The 17,229-nt window shown below is 66.4% G+C and carries 13 protein-coding genes and 1 other RNA gene; 11 read left to right on the top strand and 3 right to left on the bottom strand.

Features of this window, described 5'->3' with window-relative positions:
- The first annotated feature begins 84 nt into the window (after positions 1–84).
- From C8C93_RS04020 to C8C93_RS04030, 3 genes are all read left to right on the top strand, one after another.
- A complete protein-coding gene (locus C8C93_RS04020; protein WP_121505986.1) occupies positions 85–2,691 on the top strand; it encodes a PD-(D/E)XK nuclease family protein in 2,607 nt (868 codons plus the stop codon).
- Positions 2,688–6,167, top strand: a complete 3,480-nt coding sequence (locus C8C93_RS04025; RefSeq protein ID WP_121505987.1) for an exodeoxyribonuclease V subunit beta — start codon at positions 2,688–2,690, stop codon at positions 6,165–6,167. The genes C8C93_RS04020 and C8C93_RS04025 overlap by 4 nt, the downstream gene beginning before the upstream one ends.
- Positions 6,168–6,268: 101 nt before the next feature.
- On the top strand, positions 6,269–7,600 hold the full coding sequence (locus C8C93_RS04030; RefSeq protein ID WP_121508648.1) for a TIGR03862 family flavoprotein: 1,332 nt from the start codon (positions 6,269–6,271) through the stop codon (positions 7,598–7,600).
- Positions 7,601–7,717: 117 nt separating this feature from the next.
- Here C8C93_RS04030 and ffs read toward each other — a convergent pair.
- Positions 7,718–7,814: signal recognition particle sRNA small type (gene ffs / locus C8C93_RS04035), an RNA gene on the bottom strand.
- A 98-nt stretch (positions 7,815–7,912) separates the two neighbouring features.
- Between ffs and dnaX the strand changes: the two genes are divergently transcribed.
- The 6 genes from dnaX (at position 7,913) to C8C93_RS04065 (ending at position 13,446) form a co-directional block, all read left to right on the top strand.
- Positions 7,913–9,916 (top strand): DNA polymerase III subunit gamma/tau, encoded by a 2,004-nt coding sequence (dnaX, locus tag C8C93_RS04040; RefSeq protein WP_121505988.1) that lies wholly within the window; start codon positions 7,913–7,915, stop codon positions 9,914–9,916.
- A gap of 230 nt (positions 9,917–10,146) precedes the next feature.
- Positions 10,147–10,479: a YbaB/EbfC family nucleoid-associated protein gene (locus C8C93_RS04045; RefSeq protein WP_055398201.1), complete on the top strand. Its 333-nt coding sequence runs from the start codon at positions 10,147–10,149 to the stop codon at positions 10,477–10,479.
- A 249-nt stretch (positions 10,480–10,728) separates the two neighbouring features.
- Complete coding sequence (recR, locus tag C8C93_RS04050) at positions 10,729–11,319, top strand: recombination mediator RecR (protein WP_121505989.1); 591 nt, start codon at positions 10,729–10,731, stop codon at positions 11,317–11,319.
- Between the two features lie 102 nt (positions 11,320–11,421).
- Positions 11,422–11,847, top strand: a complete 426-nt coding sequence (locus C8C93_RS04055) for an MAPEG family protein (RefSeq protein WP_121505990.1) — start codon at positions 11,422–11,424, stop codon at positions 11,845–11,847.
- Between the two features lie 189 nt (positions 11,848–12,036).
- Positions 12,037–13,092 carry an ABC transporter substrate-binding protein gene (locus C8C93_RS04060; RefSeq protein WP_121505991.1) on the top strand — a complete coding sequence of 352 codons (1,056 nt, stop codon included), beginning with the start codon at positions 12,037–12,039 and terminating at the stop codon, positions 13,090–13,092.
- Between the two features lie 201 nt (positions 13,093–13,293).
- Positions 13,294–13,446: a DUF3096 domain-containing protein gene (locus tag C8C93_RS04065; protein WP_082437438.1), complete on the top strand. Its 153-nt coding sequence runs from the start codon at positions 13,294–13,296 to the stop codon at positions 13,444–13,446.
- Positions 13,447–13,497: 51 nt separating this feature from the next.
- Here C8C93_RS04065 and C8C93_RS04070 read toward each other — a convergent pair whose 3' ends face one another.
- Both C8C93_RS04070 and gloB read right to left on the bottom strand, forming a co-directional pair.
- The gene (locus C8C93_RS04070) at positions 13,498–15,018 is read right to left on the bottom strand and encodes a transglycosylase SLT domain-containing protein (protein WP_121505992.1); all 1,521 of its coding nucleotides are present in this window, start codon (positions 15,016–15,018) and stop codon (positions 13,498–13,500) included.
- The gene (gene gloB, locus C8C93_RS04075; protein ID WP_121505993.1) at positions 15,015–15,791 is read right to left on the bottom strand and encodes a hydroxyacylglutathione hydrolase; all 777 of its coding nucleotides are present in this window, start codon (positions 15,789–15,791) and stop codon (positions 15,015–15,017) included. Before gloB ends, C8C93_RS04070 begins: the two co-directional genes overlap by 4 nt.
- Here gloB and C8C93_RS04080 point away from each other — a divergent pair.
- The gene (locus C8C93_RS04080; protein WP_233559237.1) at positions 15,790–16,659 is read left to right on the top strand and encodes a class I SAM-dependent methyltransferase; all 870 of its coding nucleotides are present in this window, start codon (positions 15,790–15,792) and stop codon (positions 16,657–16,659) included. The genes gloB and C8C93_RS04080 overlap by 2 nt on opposite strands.
- Positions 16,656–17,105, top strand: a complete 450-nt coding sequence (gene rnhA / locus C8C93_RS04085; protein ID WP_055398194.1) for a ribonuclease HI — start codon at positions 16,656–16,658, stop codon at positions 17,103–17,105. Before C8C93_RS04080 ends, rnhA begins: the two co-directional genes overlap by 4 nt.
- Positions 17,106–17,229: the final 124 nt, after the last annotated feature.

Raw genomic sequence — 17,229 nt, forward strand, 5'->3', positions numbered from 1 at the left:
TTGTGACCGGTGTACGTTTAAAGTCTGGGCATTGTGACAGAAACCAATCCCACGTTCACCGGTGTGGCCGGGCCTTGCGACGCTATGACAGTCATAGCGAAAAGCGATCAAACCAGTGGGTTTGCTGTCGCCAGCACCGCCTTGTGGCAACGTGCTCTGGCCCTGGTGGCCGCACATGCCCAGGCCCATGGCGCCCATTTGGCGCGCACAGTGGTGTTGGTGCCCTACGCCCAGCTCATGCCCTGGGCCCAGCGCCACTGGGCGCTGCAGTTTCCGCAAGGCTTTGCGCCGCGCTTTGAAACCACCCGCAACTGGGCTCGCCAGTTGCAGGTGTTTGAGCCTTCGGCCGACGACTTTGCGGGCGACGTGGCGCGCGACACCCTCACGGCCCGCGCCTTGCTCGATCGTGTGGGGCAGGGCGCCCAGCGCGAGATGCTGGCCACGCCCCTGCAAGAAGCCGCCGCCCAACTGGCCACCGCCGTGGCCGCTGTGCCCCCGGCGCAGCGCGCGGCCTGGGGCGACGAGGCCCGTAAACTGCTGGCCACCGCCGATGAAGGCAGCAGTCTGCATTACGAGGCCCTGGTGGCGCGCCTGGCGCTGGAATGGGTGCTGGCCTCGCGCCACGCCACCGATGTGCTGTTCGAGCCCGGTGTGCGCGCGGCGGTGGATGCGCTGGTGGTGCTCGAAGGCTTTCAATCCGACGCGCTGCCCCAGGCCCTGCTGGCCCATTGGGGCGAGCAGGGGGCTTGTGTTGCGCTGCCAGCATTGGTCGATGAAGCTCCCGCGCCGCCAAAACGCTCTCTGCATGCCGCCACCGATGCCGAAGACGAAGCCCACCGCGCCGCTGCCTGCGTGCTGGCCCACGTGCGAGATGGCCGGGTGCCCGTCGCGCTGGCCGCCACCGACCGCGCACTGATCCGCCGCGTGCTCGCCCACCTGGACAGCAGCGGTGTGCTGGTGCGCGATGAAAGTGGCTGGATTCTCTCGACCACACGCGCCGCTTCGCGGGTCATGGCCGCGCTTCAGGCTGCGGCGTGGAACGCATCATCCAACGAGGTGCTGGACTGGATCAAGCACACCCCTGCGCTGATGCCAGGCGAGGTGAATCGGCTGGAGCAATGGCTGCGCAAGGGCGTGGTGCAGCACTGGAGCGCCGCCACCGCGCGGGATCTGAGTGCGCAGCCCCACCTGGCCCGCACCGTGGCCGCCGTGGAGGCCTGGCGCGACACCCTGCGCACTGCGCGCCCGCTGGCGAAGTGGCTGCTCGCCCTGCGCGCCGTGCTGGAGCAGGCGGGCCAGTGGCAAGGACTCTCGGCCGACCCGGCCGGCATGCGTGTGCTGGCTGCCCTGCGCCTGCAAGACGGCCAGCAGGCCGAGCTGGACGCCTGGGGTGACAGCGCGGGCCGGCGCATGACGCTGGCCGAATTCACCCGATGGGCCAAGGACGTGCTCGAAGCCGGGCGCTACGTGGCCGCACAGGCCGCCGATGCGCCCGTGGTGGTGGTGCCCCTGCCGCAACTGCTGGCCCGTCCCTTTGCCGCCGCCGTGCTGCCGGGCTGCGATGAAAAGCGTTTGCAAGCCGCGCCGGAGCCTGCGGGCGACTGGTCGCAGGCTCAGCGCGAGGCCTGGGGCCTGCCCACACGCCAGTCGCTCGAAGCCGCCCAGCGGGCCGCCTGGGCCCACGCCCTGCGCACGCCCGTGGTGGACGTGCTGTGGCGCACCGGCGATGAGGGCGGCGAGCCCCTGCTGGCCAGCGCCCTGGTGCTGGCCCTGCAACTGGATGGCGCCGCTACACCCGGCACGGACGACCGTGCGGCCCGTGCCGTGGCCGCCACCCCCACACTGCGTCCCCAGCCCGTGGGCCAGGCGTTGCCGGTGGCGCATCTGTCGTCCACCGCGTATTCCGACCTGCGCCATTGTCCGTACCGCTTCTTTGCACAGCGCCAGCTGGGTCTGCGCGAGGCCGAGGAACTGGATGCCGAAGTGGACAAGCGCGACTTTGGCAACTGGCTGCACGCCGTGCTGCAAAACTTTCACGAGGCGTTGCTGGCTGAGCCCACCGACCACCCGGACGAGCGCCGCACCCGCATGGACGCCGCCGCCGAGGCTGTCACCCGCGAACAGCGGTTGCAAGACGGAGACTTTCTGCCCTTTGCCGCAGGCTGGGCGCAACTGCGCGACGGCTACCTGCAATGGCTGGCAGGGCACGAGCAGCAGGGCGCCACCTTCCGCCAGGCCGAGGTCAAGGCGCGCCAGCCGCTGGGCGATCTGGAGCTGGTCGGCACCCTCGACCGCATCGATGGTGTCTCGTCTACCGGCGAGCCCACGGTGCTGGTGATTGACTACAAAACCGAAAGCGACAGCGTGACCCGCCAGCGCATCAAGAGCGGAGCGGAGGACACGCAACTGGCCTTCTACGCCGCCCTGCTGAGCCACGATACCCTGCGCGCTGCCTACGTCAACGTGGGCGAGCGCGGCGAGACACAGATACACGAACAGGACGAGGTGGTGCACCTGCGCGATGTGCTCATCGAAGGCATACAGCACGACATGGCCCGCATCGCCGCCGGTGCGCCGCTGCCCGCGCTGGGCGAGGGCTCGGTGTGCGAGTTCTGCGCCGTGCGCGGCCTGTGCCGCAAAGACTACTGGGCGGACGCCGAACAGGCGTTGCCCGCGCAAGAGACGCCATGACCGTCAGCATTCCACAACCCACCCAGGCCGCCTACGAACACAACGGCCGCCCCGTTTCGCGCGAAGCCTTCTACGCCATTGCCTGCGACCCCGCACGCAGCGTGGCGGTGGAGGCCTGCGCGGGGGCGGGCAAGACCTGGATGCTGGTCTCGCGCATGCTGCGAGCGCTGCTCGACGGCTGCGCGCCGCACGAGATCCTGGCCATCACCTTCACCAAAAAGGCCGCGGGCGAGATGCGCCAGCGCCTGCAAGAATGGTTGGAGCAGTTCAGCCACAAGCCGCTGGAAGAGCTTACGGCCGAGCTGATTGCACGCGGAATCAGCCCCCAAGGCGCGCTGGAAAAGCGCGAGGCGCTACAAAATCTATACCGCCAGCTGCTCGAAGCGGGCCGCCCGGTGCAAATCCGCACTTTCCACAGCTGGTTTGCCGCGCTGCTGGGCACAGCCCCGCTGGCGCTGGTGCAGCAACAGGGCCTGCCCGCGCACTTTGAGCTGCTCGAAGACGATGCCGAGGCCGTGCGCGAGGTCTGGCCCCCGTTCTTGCAGACCGTGGCCGAAAGCGCCAGCCTGCGTGCCGACTACGAAGCCGTGGTGGCTCGCCACGGCCGCTCGCAAACCCACAAGGCCCTAGCGGCAGCGCTGGCCAAGCGGGTGGAGTTTGATCTGGCCGACGAGGCAGGCGTGGTGGATGCGTCGGTGCCACCATTCCAGCTCGCGTACCCCGATCTGGCCGCCTTGGCCGAGCCCGCCGAGGCCCTGCAGACCGAAGCCGCGTTGCAACGCTGGCGCAGCCGCGCCAGCGCCCTGGGCGCAGAGGCCAACAAGACCCCGCAGAAGGCGGCGGACGCTATCATCGAGGCGCTGGCCTGCACCGACCTGAACCAGCGCCTGGACATGTTGCGCAAAGCGATGTTTGTGGCCAAGGAAGACCGCCTCTCCAAGAACCTGGAGAAGTTCCCCGCCGCGCAGGAGGCCGAGCCCGAGTTGCAGCGCCTGCTCACCGCCCGCCGCCAGCACGACGCCTGGCAGCACCAGCAGCGCATGGCCCGGCTGGCGCGTTGCCTGATTGCGCAGTTTGTGGCCGTCAAGCAGCAGCACGGCTGGGTGGACATGAACGATGTGGAGCGCACGGCCCTGGTCATGCTGGCCGACCCGGTGCTCAGTGGCTGGGTGCAGGAGCGGCTGGACGCGCGCATCCGCCACTTGCTGGTCGATGAGTTCCAGGACACCAACCCGCTGCAGTGGCAGGCGCTGCACGCGTGGCTGTCCGGCTATGCGGGCTCGGGCGGTGGTTCGGCCGCGCCCAGCGTGTTCATCGTGGGCGACCCCAAGCAGAGCATCTACCGCTTTCGCCGCGCCGAACCACAGGTGTTCATCGCTGCGCAGGCGTTTGTGCGCGATGGGCTGCGCGGCGACCTGCTCAGCTGCGATCACACGCGCCGCAACGCACAGGGCGTGATTGCCGCGGTCAACGCCGTCATGGGCCAGGCCCAGGCGCAGCAAGAGACCAGCGGTTTCCGCGATCACACCACTGAATCGAAACATACAGGCCAGCTGCTGCGCCTGCCCGCCATCACCGACGCGGACGACGATGGCCAGGGCGCAGCGCGCGACCCGCTGGCCTGGCGCGACAGCCTGACCGAACCCCGGCACGAGGCCGAAGAAACCCAGCGCATGCGCGAGTGCACGCAGGCCGCTGCCTGGGTGGCCGCGCAGATTGCCAACGGCACCCCGCCCAAAGAGGTGCTGGTGCTGGCCCGCAAGCGTGATCGCCTGGCCAGCATGCAAGACGCCCTGCGCGCCCTGCACCTGCCCTGTGTGCAGCCTGAAAAGGCCGACCTGTTCGACGCACCCGAGGTGCAGGACATGGTGGCGCTGCTGGATGCACTGGTCTCGCCGACGCACGACCTGTCACTGGCCCGCGCGCTCAAGTCGCCGTTGTTTGGCGTGGGCGATGATGCGCTGGTGGCCTTGGCCGTGCTGCGCCGCCAGCCGGAGCATGCGGGCTGCAGCTGGTTCGATTTGCTATTAAAAAGTGAGCTGCTTGCGCTTGACTTGAAAGCGCTGGGGCCTGTTTTGACTCAATACCAAGACTGGGTGAGTGGCCTGCCGCCGCACGATGCGCTGCATGCCATCTACGAGCACGGCGACGTGCTGGCCCGCTTCGCCGCTGCTGCCCCGGTCACCCAGCGCCAGGCAGTGCAGGCCAACCTGCGCGCGCTGCTGGCGGCATCGCTGCAGCACGATGGCGGCCGCTACCTCACGCCCTATGCGTTTGTGCGGGCCATGAAGAAGGGCGGCGTGCGCGCCCCCGGCCGGGCCGATGCGCAGGCCGTTCGCCTGCTGACGGTGCACGGCGCCAAGGGGTTGGAGGCCGACTGCGTGCTGCTGCTGGACACCGACACCCGCCCGCAAAAAGCCGAGACCATGGGTGTGCTGGTGGACTGGCCTGGCGAGCAGGCCGTGCCCTCGGCCTTTGTCTTTCTGGCCAGCGAATCGAACCCGCCGCCCAGCGCAGAAGCCGCGCTGGCCTCCGAGCAGCAGGCCCGCAGCCGCGAAGAGCTGAACATGCTCTACGTGGCCATGACGCGCGCCAAACATTGCCTGGCGCTGTCGTCCGTATTGCCCAGCAATTCGGCGCCGGGCAGTTGGTGGAACCGACTGGCACCACTGGTGACCGAGGTGGACACGGGCACGGCCCCTGCGCTTTCCGCTGGAGCCGGTGCGACCCCCGACACCTTCACCATCGCCGCGCTGCACCCCCTGCCCGAAGCCCTGCAAAGCGCCCGCACCAAACCGGGTGCTGCAGCCGCCGACCCCACCAGTGCTACGCCCGTTGCCATGCCTGGCGACGCGGAGTCCACCCCCCTGTCACGTCAGGGTGACGCCATGCACCAGCTGCTGGAGCAGGCCGGTGTGGCCGGTGCCCCGCTGGCCGACCTGCGCGCCCACGGCTGGCCTGCTGCGCGCATCGCCCGGCTGGCCAGCGACCACGACATTGCCCCTGCAGCGGCCGAGTTGGCAGCCCGCATGGCACAGGGCATCCTGGCCGGGGAGGGCGCCTGGGCGTGGGACCCGGAGCAGGTGCAGACCGCCATCAACGAAGCCCCGCTGCATTACCAGGGCCAAAGCCTGCGCATCGACCGGCTGGTGCTGCGCCGTGCCCTGTCTGCAGATGACGCCGTGGCAGGCTGGTGGGTGCTCGACTACAAAAGCGCCGCCCAGCCTCAGCGCCAGCAAGCGCTGGTGGCGCAACTGCAGCGCTACCAAGAAGCCGTACAGGCCCTGATGCCGGGCGAGGCCGTGCACGCGGCCTTTCTCACAGGCGATGGGCGTTTGGTGCGGGCAGGGGGCGGGCCCACCCTTGCCGCCCTCGGGCATACTCTCGCCCCCGCTGCGCCGGGTGCCCCGGCAAAGCCCGAGCGTCCGCGCCCCACGCCGGGGCCTGCATATTCTGCGCAAGGCTCTTTGTTTTGACCCGCACCCAGGGCTTCCAACCCGCGCAACGCCCCCACTTTTAGCAAGGTTCTCCCGTGTCTCACACCCTTTCTCCTTCCGATTCACCCGTCGCACCAGCCCTGCCTGCGGGGACTTTGCCGTGCGATGTGGCCATCGTCGGCGGTGGCCCGGCGGGCCTGATGGCGGCCGAGGTGCTGGCCCAGGCGGGGGTGGCCGTTCATCTGTTCGACGCCATGCCTTCGGTGGGGCGCAAGTTTCTGCTGGCGGGCAAGGGCGGGCTCAACCTCACACATTCCGAGCCCCATGCTCCGTTTGTCAGCCGGTATGCAGAGCGCCAGCCTCAGCTCGAACCTTTGCTGCAGGAATTTGGTGGGCCCGAGGTCCGGGCCTGGGCGCAAGGCCTGGGTGTAGAGACCTTCGTGGGCACCTCCGGCCGCGTGTTCCCCGCCGACATGAAGGCCGCGCCCTTGCTGCGCGCCTGGTTGCAGCGCCTGCGCGGGCAGGGCGTGGTGTTCCACATGCGACACCGCTGGCTGGGCTGGTCGGACGACGGTGCCCTGCGTTTTGCAGCCCCTGCGGGCGAGGTGCCAGTGGCCGCCAGGTCGGTGGTGTTGGCGCTGGGCGGCGGCAGCTGGGCACGCCTGGGGTCGGATGGTGCCTGGGTGCCGCTGCTGGCGCAGCGCGGTGTGGCTGTGGCGCCGCTGCGGCCCTCCAACTGTGGTTTTGACGTGCTGCGCGCCGATGCGCCGGCGGGTGAGACGCGCCGCGCGTTCTTGCAGGAGCTGATCGGCCGCACCCCCGTTCCCGCTGTGGGCTGGACGCCCCATTTTGTCGAGCGTTTTGCAGGCCAGCCCTTCAAGACGGTGGCGCTGGCTTTCACCGACAGCCAGGGCCGCACGTTCAGCCGCAGGGGTGAATTCGTGGCCACAGCGACAGGCGTCGAGGGCAGCCTGGTCTACGCCGCGTCGCACCTGCTGCGCGATGAGATCGAGGCCCACGGCCATGCCACTTTTCATCTGGATTTGCTGCCCGACCACACGCCGGAACGCGTGCTGGTGGAAGTGCGCCATCCACGCGGATCACGTTCATTGTCCAGCCACCTCAAGAGCCGTCTGGGGCTCGATGGCATCAAGGCGGGCATCCTGTATGAACACCTGGGTAAAGACGGCATGAACGACCCTGTGGCTCTGGCACACGCCATCAAGGCACTGCCCATCACGGTCGTGGCCACACGGCCCATCGACGAAGCCATCAGCACCGCCGGTGGTGTGGCATTTGAGGCGCTGGACACGCACCTCATGGCCCATGCCATACCGGGCGTGTTCTGCGCGGGCGAAATGCTCGATTGGGAGGCGCCCACCGGGGGCTATCTGCTCACGGCCAGCTTGGCCAGTGGCCGCGTGGCGGGGTTGGGCGCGCTGCACTGGCTGCGCCAAGCTGCCGGAACTTGAACACGCTGAACGAAAGGTGCTTGCGCCTGAGGCGAAGGGCCTGGCCTCGCCAGGCAAGAGGACATCGCGAAGGATGTCGCCTATGGGAGGGGGCTGCGCGACAGCGCAAAAAAAGAAGTTGACGAGCCTTACCCCCGGCACTGACTCCACAGTTAGGGCTGCTTGGTTCCCCACCTGACCCGGTTGGCCGCTTCACCATGCGAGGAGGCCCGTCACCGTCGATTGTACGACGGATGCGGATGCACTTTTCTGAACAGCCCCGCTGCCGTGGGCGCTGGAAGGACACTCGGCACAGCCCGTAGAATCTGCCGAATGTCCTACCTCGTGCTCGCCCGCAAGTACCGCCCCCGCAATTTCACCGAAATGGTGGGGCAGGAGCATGTGGTGCAGGCCCTCACCAATGCGCTCAACACACAGCGCCTGCACCATGCCTACCTGTTCACAGGCACGCGGGGTGTGGGCAAGACGACGGTGTCGCGCATTCTGGCCAAATCGCTCAACTGCCAGGGGCCCGACGGTCAGGGCGGCATCACCGCAACACCCTGCGGCGTGTGCTCGGCCTGTACGGATATCGACAGTGGTCGCTTCCCGGATTACACCGAGCTGGATGCTGCATCGAACCGGGGTGTGGATGAGGTGCAGAGCCTGCTGGAGCAGGCGGTCTACAAGCCAGTGCAGGGCCGCTTCAAGGTCTTCATGATCGACGAAGTGCACATGCTCACGAACACGGCGTTCAACGCCATGCTCAAGACGCTGGAAGAGCCTCCTGAATACCTCAAGTTCGTGCTGGCCACGACCGACCCGCAGAAGGTGCCGGTGACGGTGCTGAGCCGCTGTCTGCAGTTCAACCTGCGGCCCATGGCGCCCGAGACGGTCCTGAGCCACCTCACGCAGGTGCTGGCGTCGGAAAACGTATCGTCCGAGCCCCAGGCTCTGCGGCTGCTGTCGCGCGCCGCGCGGGGCTCCATGCGCGATGCACTGTCGCTCACCGACCAGGCCATCGCTTTTGGCAGCGGCCAGTTGCAGGAAGCCGCCGTGCGCCAGATGCTGGGCGCGGTGGACCGCTCCTACGTGTTCCGCCTCATCGGCGCGTTGGCCGAGGGCGACGGCAAGACCGTGGTGGAAACCTCGGACACGCTGCGTCTCAATGGCCTGTCGGCCGCCTCCACGCTCGAAGAAATGAGCGCCGTGCTGCAGCGTATGGCGGTGTTCCAGGCCGTGCCGCAGCTGGCAGGCGCCGTGGATGCCGACGACCCCGAGGCCGCAGAAACGGCCCGTCTTGCCGCGCTGATGCCTGCTGACGAAACCCAGCTGCTCTACAGCCTGTGCCTGCACGGGCGCGGTGAACTGGGTCTGGCGCCCGATGAGTACGCGGCACTGACCATGGTGCTCCTGCGCTTGCTGGCGTTCAAGCCTGTAAGCGGTGTTGGCGGCGTTGGCGAATCGGCTGAAAAAAAAACTCTGACGCGGGCTGAAGCGGCGTCTTCCAGCCCACCAGCTGCGGTTTCTGCCGCTCCCGCAGCGGCTGCCGTGGCGGTGCCAGCCCCCGTGGCGCGAACGGCGCCGACGCCCGCGCCTGCTTCTCAGGTGCCACCAGCGGTGCCTCCCGCAGCGCCTGCAGCAGGTGCTTCGCCAGCATTGCCACCGGAGATTTCTGCAGAACCCGGCGAATCCGTGGACTCTGCGGAGCCACCACCCTGGCCAGGCTCGGAAGAGCCGGGTGCTGCATCACCTGCAAACTCCGCCGCCACGGCACTGCCGGTGCGTACGCCCGAGAGATTTGGAAAAAATAAGCACCCAGCGCAACCTCAGCATGCGCAAGGCGCTCCTGAATATGTAGCAATCCCGGTGCGTGAATCGCCCGAACCAGGGGAGCGTCTGCAACCGTTGCCGCTTTCTGCGCCAACGCCCGTCTCTGCGCGCTACACGCCCACCGAGGAGGGCGATGTCTGGCATGCCACTGTGCAGCAGATGGTGGCGGCAGAATCGATTACCGCCCTGGTGCGCGAACTGGCCCTGCAGTCGCAACTGGTGGCGCGCGATGGGGGGCACTGGTTGCTGCGTGTGGAGCGTGAATCGCTGAACCAGCCTACTGCACGCGAGCGCCTGCGCGCCGCGCTGGAGGCTGCTGGCCATGCCACCCAGATCAGTGTGGAGGTGGGCCACGTCATTGACAGCCCTGCCCGCCGCAATGCCGCTGCCGCTGCCGAGCGCCAGCGCCGTGCTGAGGAGATTGTGAACAACGACCCCTATGTGCAGTCGCTGGTGCGCGACTATGGCGCGAGAATCGTGCCGGGTAGCATCAAGCCTGCGTGAGATGAAGCGCCCCCTGAGTCGCCTTCGGCGCGTTCCCCCTCTCTTGCTTCGCGGGAGGGGGACGCACTCGGTGGCCTGGCAAAGCCAGCTCCACGAGTGCACTGGATTGGCGCGTGCCAGTTTCGACGGCCGCTGACATTGCACAGCACAATACCGTGCATCTCGGATACCGAATCTCTGTCCCTTCGTGGGAATCGATCAACCAGAAAGAAAGCAAAGGAAACCACACCATGTTCAACAAAGGACAACTTGCAGGCCTCATGAAGCAAGCCCAGGCGATGCAGGACAACCTCAAGAAGGCGCAGGACGAGCTGGCCTTCATCGAGGTGGAAGGTGAATCGGGCGCGGGCCTGGTGAAAGTGGTGATGACGTGCAAGCACGACGTCAAGCGCATCACCATCGACCCGAGCCTGCTGGCCGAAGACAAGGACATGCTGGAAGACCTCGTTGCTGCGGCGTTCAATGCCGCGGTGCGCAAGGCGGAAGAGACTTCTTCGGAGAAGATGGGCAAGCTCACCCAAGGCATGCCAGGCCTCCCCGGCGGCATGAAATTCCCTTTCTGAGGGTTGGCTACCGAGCGGGCGATCTGCGTCGTTGGGCGGTGCTCGGAATCCTCACGTACAGGAAGTACGTTCCGGTTCCTGTGCTCCGTCCGCCTAGCAGCTCATCCCGCTCGCTACGCCCTTGAGGGTGGGGTGTGAAGGCAGAGGGCGAGCACCTGTTGTTCTTCCCTACATCCGTTTGGGCTGAGCTTGTCGAAGCCTGGCTCCGCCGCTCCCTACAACGTCACGCGCATCGCCTCTAGTCTGTCCATGTCCACCACCAACTCCCTCGACGTTCTGATCCAGGCGCTGCGCCGCTTGCCGGGGGTGGGGGTGAAGTCTGCGCAGCGCATGGCGTTTCATTTGCTGCAGCATGATCGGGAGGGGGCGCTGGCCTTATCGCGGGCGCTCGGCGATGCGGTGGGCACCGTGCACCATTGCGCGCGCTGCCACACGTTCACCGAGGCCGAGGTGTGCAGTACCTGCCTGGACCCTGAGCGCGATGCGACGCGGCTTTGCGTGGTCGAGACACCGGCCGATCAGTCGGCGCTGGAGCGCACGGGGGCGTTCAAGGGGCTTTACTTTGTGCTGATGGGGCGGCTGAGCCCCCTCGATGGCATTGGCCCCAAGGAAATAGGCCTGCAAAAGCTCATGGACCGGGCCACCGATGGCACGGTGCAAGAGGTCATTTTGGCGACCAACTTCAATGCCGAAGGCGAGGCCACGGCCCATGTGATCAGCGAGGCGCTCAGGAGCCGGGGGCTGCACGTGACACGGCTCGCGCGTGGCGTGCCCGTGGGCAGCGAGCTGGAGTATGTGGACCTGGGCACGATTGCGCATGCGCTGGTGGATCGCCGCTAGGTGGTTGTTCGCGAAATTTGTACCTGCGGCGGCTAGAATACTCACAATTTAATAGCTGCTAGCGCTTGTGTATCAAGCGCTAGAGCCCAAAAAGGCTTAAAAATGAATACCACCATGCATGTCGCACGGTTCACAGTGGCCTACTGGTGCGTGCTGATCGCAGCCCTGCTTCCCATGGGCTGCGCCTGGCTGGCCAAGAGTGGCAGCTTCGGCAAGTCGCGCAAGGACGGTGGCTTTGACAACCGCGACCCCCGCGCCTGGATGGCTCGGCAGACCGACTGGCGGGCCCGCGCCAATGCGGCGCAGGCCAACAGTTTCGAAGGCTTGCCGTTCTTCATCGGTGCCGTGATCATCGCGCACCTGCTCGGGGCGGGGCAGACGTTGCTGGACATGTTGGCGCTGCTGTACGTCATGCTGCGCATCTTCTACATCATGATGTACGTGTCCGACATGCCCACCGTGCGCAGTGTGGTCTGGGCCGCAGCGTTTTTGGTCAATCTCGGCATCCTGTTCGTCGGCTACCGCTGATCTTTGCCAGCCCGGCCTTTGAAGAAGGGCTGGCGTCACTCTTTTGGGGGGCTGCTGGTCGGGCTCCAGTTTCTTTCAACCCTGGTACGTAGAAACCCGCAGGGATTCCCCCTGATGCGGGTTTTTGGGCTCTGGGGCACGATTGTTGCAATGCAGCATTGCTGCTTCCACTGATTCTCACGGATTTCCATGACCCGCCCATTGCTCACCCGCCGCGCCTTTGGCGCCGTCTCCGCCCTGTCGGCGGCGGGGGTGTTTGCGCCTGCCATTGTGCGGGCGCAGGCAGAGGGGGCAGCAGCATTGGGCAACGTCACCATTGCCGTGGGCGGGCAGGGCGTGCTCTACCACCTGCCGCTGGCGCTGGCCGACCAGCTGGGCTACTTCAAGGCGGAAGGCCTGGACGTGACAGTGCGCGATTTTTCGGCCGGCGCCCTGGCCCTGCAGGCGGTGCAGGAGGGTGGGGCCGATGTCTGTGCCGGAGCCTTCGAGCACACCATCCGGCAGCAGGTGCGTGGCCAGTCCTACCGCTCGCTGGTGGTGATGGGGCGTGCGCCTCAACTGGCGCTGGGGGTTTCGCAACGCTCGCTGCCTGCGTACAAGGATCTGGCGGATCTGCAGGGACGGCGCATTGGCGTGTCATCGGTAGGGTCGTCTACGCACCTGGCGGCCAGCGTGGTGCTGGCCCGAGCGGGCATGGGGCCGCGTGACGTGGCGTTTGTGGGCGTGGGCTCTGGTATGGCCGCGATGAATGCGCTGCGTTCCGGACAGGTGCATGCGCTGTGCCATGCCGACCCGATCATGACGCTGCTGGAGCAGAAGGCAGACACACGCATTGCGGGCGACATGCGCTCACTCAAGGCCGCGCAGGAGATGTTTGGCGGCGCCCTGCCAGCCAGCTGTCTTTATGCGCCGCAGCCCTTCCTGCAAAAACATGCCGCCCAGGCCCAGGCACTGGCCAACGGCATCGTGCATGCCCTCAAATGGCTGCAGACCGCTGCCCCGGCAGACCTTGTCAAGGCGGTGCCTCCGGGCTACCTGATGGGAGACCGGGGGCTGTATCTGGCGGCCTTCAGCCGGGTGCGCGAGACCTATTCGACCCACGGGATGATGCCCGACGATGGCGCAGCCACGGCCTTGCGCGTGCTCTCGCGCGTGCACCCCGAGTTGGCGGATTTCAAGGTGGAGCTGGCACGCACCTACACCAACGATTTCGTGCGCAAGGCGCGGCAGAAATTCAACGTCTGAGCTTGCGCGCCGGATACCCGCTGGGCCACTTTGGGGGTAACCGCAGAGGAGCGGTGGCAGTGCAGGACCCAGATTGATCAGTGGATGCCGCGCGCTGTCGCAATGCGTCGGCATCCGGGTCGGGAAGATGGCTTACATTCGTCGGCGTTCGGTTTGCCGTAGCCTCGGCCTACCAGTCATCTACCTCACCAGGATTGCTCCATGTCTTTTACCCTCAGCATCGGCCCGCTTGTCTCTTTGATCGCGGGCATTCTCATCCTCGTCATGCCCCGTCTGCTCAGCACCATCGTGGCGCTGTACCTCATCATCATGGGCATACTGGGGCTTCTGGGCATGCACTCGCTGAAGTTCTGAGGCGCCTGGTGACGCCTTCTTGCGCGTTGCCCGCGGCGTTCCAATGGCGTTTTAGCGGCGCTTGACCTTGGAGGGGGTTCCCCCTCGGCGTACAGGCGCAGCAGCCGAGCGCTTGTCAGAACCGGAGCGGGCCACCGTGCCACGCGCCTGCGCGGCCTGTCGCACGGGCAGGTACACGACCACCTGCTCGCCCAGCTTGAAAGCCGCACTGGCGCGCACGTCGTTCCAGTCGGCCACGCTGGCAGCGCTGAGCTTGTAGCGCCGGGCAATGCTGGCCACGGTTTCTCCCTTGCGGGCTCGCACCGTGGTGCGGCGGGTCACGATCTCTGGCGAGAAAGCGACCTGGCCGTTGTCTGCCAGGTGCGAGGAGACGTCCTGCCGGATGGCGGATGAACGCGGGACCATCAACGCCGAGCCTGCCTTGATCAGCATGCGGGGAGGAATGTTGTTAATGCTGCGCAGGTCGTTGTCGCTCATGCCTGCCCGCTGCGCGGCTTCGGAGACCGTCATGGTGGAGGGCACGGACCACACGGTCCAGCTTGCATACTGGCCCTCGCGGCGCGCTTCAAGGTTGCGCTGGAACACCTTGGCGTTGTCCCAGGGCAGCAGGATTTGTGGCGTACCGGCAGCCAGAATGACAGGCTTGTTGAACGACGGGTTCAGCGCGCGGAAATCTTCCTCGCGAATGCCTGCCAGCGTGGCCACCAGCGCAACGTCGATGTCATGGGTGATGTCCACCGTCTGGAAATAGGGGTGGTTTTCGATGAGGGGCAGCTCGGTGCGGAAGGCCTCGGGGTTGGCTACGATGTTCTTCACGGCCTGCAGCTTGGGCACATACATGCGGGTTTCGGCCGGCATGTTCAGGTCGGTGTAGCTGGTGCCCAGTCCCTGCTTCTGGTTGCGGGCAATGGCCCGGCCTACGCTGCCTTCGCCCCAGTTGTAGGCGGCCAGGGCCAGGTGCCAGTCGCCAAACATGCCGTAGAGCTTTTGCAGGTAGTCGAGTGCAGCGCGCGTGGAGGCGAGCACATCGCGGCGGTCGTCGCGGAAGGCGTTCTGCTTGAGGTCGAAATAGTTGCCGGTGGCGGGCATGAACTGCCACATGCCGGCCGCCTTGGCGCTGGACACAGCCTGCGGGTTGAACGCGCTTTCGATGTAGGGCAGCAGCGCCAGCTCGGTGGGCATGCCGCGTCGCTCCAGCTCTTCAACGATATGGAAAAGGTACTTGCTGGAGCGCTCGGTCATGCGCTGCATGTAGTCGGGTCGCGTGGCGTACCACTGCTCGCGGTCCTGCACCAGTTCGTGCTGCAGGTCTGGCATGGCAAAGCCTCGGCGGATGCGGTCCCACAGGTCGGCGGGGGCCGAGAGCGATGCGACCTCGCCGCTGGAGGCCTGCGCGGCGGTGATGGGCCTGAGCGGGCCGTTGGGGATGACGGGGGTGTGTGCGGTCCGGGGTGGTGCACCGGTGGGTGTGGAGGGTGCGCTGTCAGCCGCGCTGTCCTGCGAAGGCCCGGTGGTGGCGCAGCCCGTGAGCCAGAGCGCGCACGCCAGGCAGGCGATGTGCAAAATTTTCATCGAAACTCGTTTTTCCATTGACGCAGTGCGGCCAGTACCGCCACGGCATCGTCTTGATTCACCTTTGCGTCGTAGCCATGGGCCGCCTGGGCCACTGCAGGCTGTCGCACGCGCAGGAAGGGGTTGATGTCTTGCTCCAGGGCCATGCGCGACGGCAGTGTGGGCTGGTGGCGGGCCCGCAGTGCTTCGCACTGGCTGCTGTAGTGGAGCAAGGCCGCATTGCCGGGTTCCACGGCCCGCGCAAATTTCAGGTTGGAGAGGGTGTACTCATGGGTGCAGCATACGCGGGTGTTGCCGGGCAACGCCGCCAGCTGGTCCAGGGAGTTCAGCATTTGGGCGGGCGTGCCTTCAAACAGCCGGCCACAGCCGCCCGAAAAAAGCGTGTCGCCGCAGAACAGCAGGGGCTCCCCGTCGATGTCGGGGCAGTAGTAGGCAATGTGGCCAGCGGTATGGCCAGGCACATCCATGACTTCGAACCGAAGTCCCATGGTTTCCACGGCATCACCGTGCGCCAGGCGGTGCAGCGGCTCGGGGATTTTCTCGCGTGCGGGGCCGTAGACCACGGCGCCGGTGGCGCTGCGCACTGCATCCACACCGCCGACATGATCGGCATGGTGGTGCGTGACTAGAATGGCCTTCAACTGCACGCCAAGGTGCTGCAGGGCCTGCAGCACAGGCGCGGAATCTCCCGGGTCCACAACGATCGCCTGGCGGCCGTCGTGCAGCATCCAGATGTAGTTGTCGGTAAAGGCGGGCAGCGGCAGCAAGTTCATGAGCGATCAAATTATAGGTTTGCACCACTGGTTCGATTCCCCGCCGGGCCGGTACCTGCTGGCGTGGGAGCAGGCGCGCTTCGATGAGGCGGTGGCCGATATCTTTGGCTACCACAGCCTGCAGCTTGGAATGCCCTTGCTGGATGGCCTTCGCACCAACCGCATGCCGCACCAATGGCTGGCGCTGGGGCAGGAGGCGGTGCGGGGTTCCATCGCCTTTCTGGAGACCGGTAATGGCGATGCCCCCCTGCAGCGCCGCGCGGTGGATCTGCTGACAGAGCCCGTGGCCTTGCCGTTTGCGGCAGCGAGCCTGGATCTGCTGGTGTTGCCCCATACCCTGGAGTTGAGCATTGACCCCCACGCCGCCCTGCGTGAAGTGGAGCGCGTGCTCGTGCCTGAGGGCCGGGTGGTCATCAGCGGGCTGAACCCGACCAGCCTGTGGGGGCTGCGCCAGTGGCGTGCCCGCATGATCCAGCGTCTGGGTGGGGGCACTCTATACCTGCCGGATGTGGGCGAGTTCATTGGCTACCGGCGCCTGCGCGACTGGCTCAGGCTTTTGAGTTTTGAGGTCGAGTCGGCCCAGTTTGGCTGTTATCGTCCGGCGGTGCGCAGCACCCAGTGGCTGGAGCGTTTTGGTTTCATGGACCCGTTGGGCGAGCGGTGGTGGCCCATTTTTGGCGCGGCCTATTTTCTGGTGGCGGTCAAGCGGGTTCACGGCATGCGTTTGCTGGAGCCCGCCTGGCGGTCCAGCCGACAGCGTGCCGCCTCCACAGTGCCCATTGCCAACCGGGCAGGCCCGGCGGGTGCAACGGGCAGCACCTCGCGCATATTCACAGACAGCGACGACAGAGACAGGAACACAGTTTGAACCAGGTAGAGATATACACAGATGGCGCCTGCAAGGGCAACCCCGGCCCTGGGGGATGGGGTGCATGGTTGCGTTCGGGATCGACTGAAAAAGAGCTTTTTGGGGGTGAGCTGGGCACCACCAACAACCGCATGGAGCTGATGGCCGTGATCGAGGCGCTGTCGGCCTTGAAGCGCCCCTGCGCCGTGACGCTGTACCTCGACAGCGAATATGTACGCAAGGGCATCACCGAGTGGATTCACGGCTGGAAGGCCAAGGGATGGCGCACGGCCTCCAAGCAGCCGGTCAAGAACGTGGAGCTGTGGCAGCGGCTGGACGCGCTGGTGAGCACGGCTGGCCACCGTATCGAATGGCGCTGGGTGAAAGGGCATTCGGGCGATCCAGGCAACGAGCGGGCCGATGCACTGGCCAACCGGGGTGTCGAAAAAGCCCTGGGGCGTGGGTGACGGTGGGCGTCTATCGGTGCGCAGCGTCTGTGCACCACGGCATCAGAAGCCCCCTCCGGGGCTTTTTTTGTCTCTGCAGCATGTAAAGCCTGCGTAAATCTGCCGCAATTGCCCTTGTGGGTAT

The sequence above is a fragment of the Acidovorax sp. 93 genome, assembly GCF_003633835.1.
Classification (GTDB): Bacteria; Pseudomonadota; Gammaproteobacteria; order Burkholderiales; family Burkholderiaceae_C; genus Acidovorax; species Acidovorax facilis.

Bases quoted from the DNA above. Each gene is read 5' to 3' on its own strand.
- dnaX (WP_121505988.1), top strand. From the start codon at position 7,913: ATGTCCTACCTCGTGCTCGCCCGCAAGTACCGCCCCCGCAATTTCACC.
- C8C93_RS04060 (WP_121505991.1), top strand. From the start codon at position 12,037: ATGACCCGCCCATTGCTCACCCGCCGCGCCTTTGGCGCCGTCTCCGCC.
- C8C93_RS04070 (WP_121505992.1), bottom strand. From the start codon at position 15,018: ATGAAAATTTTGCACATCGCCTGCCTGGCGTGCGCGCTCTGGCTCACG.
- C8C93_RS04080 (WP_233559237.1), top strand. From the start codon at position 15,790: ATGAGCGATCAAATTATAGGTTTGCACCACTGGTTCGATTCCCCGCCG.
- C8C93_RS04065 (WP_082437438.1), top strand. From the start codon at position 13,294: ATGTCTTTTACCCTCAGCATCGGCCCGCTTGTCTCTTTGATCGCGGGC.
- C8C93_RS04025 (WP_121505987.1), top strand. From the start codon at position 2,688: ATGACCGTCAGCATTCCACAACCCACCCAGGCCGCCTACGAACACAAC.
- recR (WP_121505989.1), top strand. From the start codon at position 10,729: ATGTCCACCACCAACTCCCTCGACGTTCTGATCCAGGCGCTGCGCCGC.
- gloB (WP_121505993.1), bottom strand. From the start codon at position 15,791: ATGAACTTGCTGCCGCTGCCCGCCTTTACCGACAACTACATCTGGATG.
- C8C93_RS04020 (WP_121505986.1), top strand. From the start codon at position 85: ATGACAGTCATAGCGAAAAGCGATCAAACCAGTGGGTTTGCTGTCGCC.
- C8C93_RS04045 (WP_055398201.1), top strand. From the start codon at position 10,147: ATGTTCAACAAAGGACAACTTGCAGGCCTCATGAAGCAAGCCCAGGCG.
- C8C93_RS04055 (WP_121505990.1), top strand. From the start codon at position 11,422: ATGAATACCACCATGCATGTCGCACGGTTCACAGTGGCCTACTGGTGC.